At 71.8% G+C, this 1,303-nt stretch carries 1 protein-coding gene and 1 pseudogene; both read right to left on the bottom strand.

Annotation, left to right across the window (positions count from 1 at the left end):
• A partial coding sequence (locus tag BIU91_RS15060; protein WP_171907858.1) for a lipoyl synthase occupies positions 1-859 on the bottom strand: 859 nt, incomplete at its 3' end.
• A pseudogene (locus BIU91_RS15055) lies at positions 856-1,303 on the bottom strand (hypothetical protein); the annotation flags it as partial. The pseudogene BIU91_RS15055 and the gene BIU91_RS15060, both read right to left, overlap by 4 nt.

The raw sequence follows: 1,303 nt of genomic DNA, 5'->3' as shown, positions 1-1,303 counted from the left end.
GTCCGGCGAGCACCCCGGCGAAGCCCATCTGCTCGGCGACCTGGCGGAGCTCGACGAACTCCTCCGGCTTGACCCAGCGCGCGACCGGCAGGTGCCGGGGCGACGGGCGGAGGTACTGCGTCAGCGTGATGATGTCCGTGCCCGCGTCGAACAGGCGCTGCAGGGCGTCCTCGATCTCGATGCGCTCCTCGCCCATGCCGAGGATCAGGTTCGACTTCGTGACGAGTCCGGCGTCGCGGCCCTGGGTGATGACGTCCAGGGAGCGTTCGAACGTGAACGCCGGCCGGATCCGCTTGAAGATCCGCGGGACGGTCTCGACGTTGTGGGCGAAGACCTCGGGGCGGGCGTCGAACACCGGGCCGAGCTGGTCCGGTCGCCCGTTGAAGTCCGGCACCAGGATCTCGACGCCGGTGCCGGGGGAGTGCTCGTGGATCGCCCGGATGGTCTCGGCGTAGAGCCAGGAGCCGCCGTCGGGCAGGTCGTCGCGGGCGACGCCGGTCACGGTCGCGTACCGCAGGCCCATCTCCGCGACGGAGTCCGCGACCCGACGGGGCTCGTCGCGGTCGAGCGGTTCCGGCTTGCCGGTGTCGATCTGGCAGAAGTCGCAGCGACGGGTGCACTGCGAGCCGCCGATCAGGAAGGTGGCCTCGCGGTCTTCCCAGCACTCGAAGATGTTCGGGCACCCGGCCTCCTGGCAGACGGTGTGCAGCTGCTTGTCGCGCACCAGGCTCGACAGCTCGCGGAACTCCGGGCCCTGCGTGGCACGGGTCTTGATCCACGCGGGCTTCGTCTCGATCGGGGTCTCGGCGTTCCGGGCCTCGACCCGGAGCATGCGGCGGCCTTCGGGGGCGAGGGTCATACGAGGGTCTCCTGTCGGGCGGGCGCGGTGCTGGTGCTCGTGCTCGTGCTGGTGCTGGGGGTCGTCGTGCTGATCCGGTGGCCGCTGTGCATGCCGTCAACGGCCTGTTGGACGCCGTGCGCTACCAGGGGTGCGAGGTCGTCGACGGTCACGGGAGCGAGCCCCACGTGCGCCGCCGCGGCGCTCAGCGTCGTGACCCCGGCGTCCGCGATGCCGCACGGGACGATCGCGGCGTAGGCGTCGAGGGCGTTGTCGCAGTTGATCGCGATGCCGTGGCTCGTCACGCCCTCGGCGACGTGCAGGCCGATGGCGCCGACCTTGGCGGCGGGGGAGCCGTCCGTCCCCTGAATCCATGCGCCGCTGCGACCCGCGACCCGTTCGGCGTGCACCCCGACTGCGGCCGCGGCGTCGATGACGACCTGCTCCAGGTCGCGCACCCAGGCG

Source organism: Curtobacterium sp. MMLR14_002 (assembly GCF_001864975.1).
Classification (GTDB): Bacteria; Actinomycetota; Actinomycetes; order Actinomycetales; family Microbacteriaceae; genus Curtobacterium; species Curtobacterium flaccumfaciens.
This window is presented reverse-complemented; position numbering and strand designations above follow the sequence as displayed.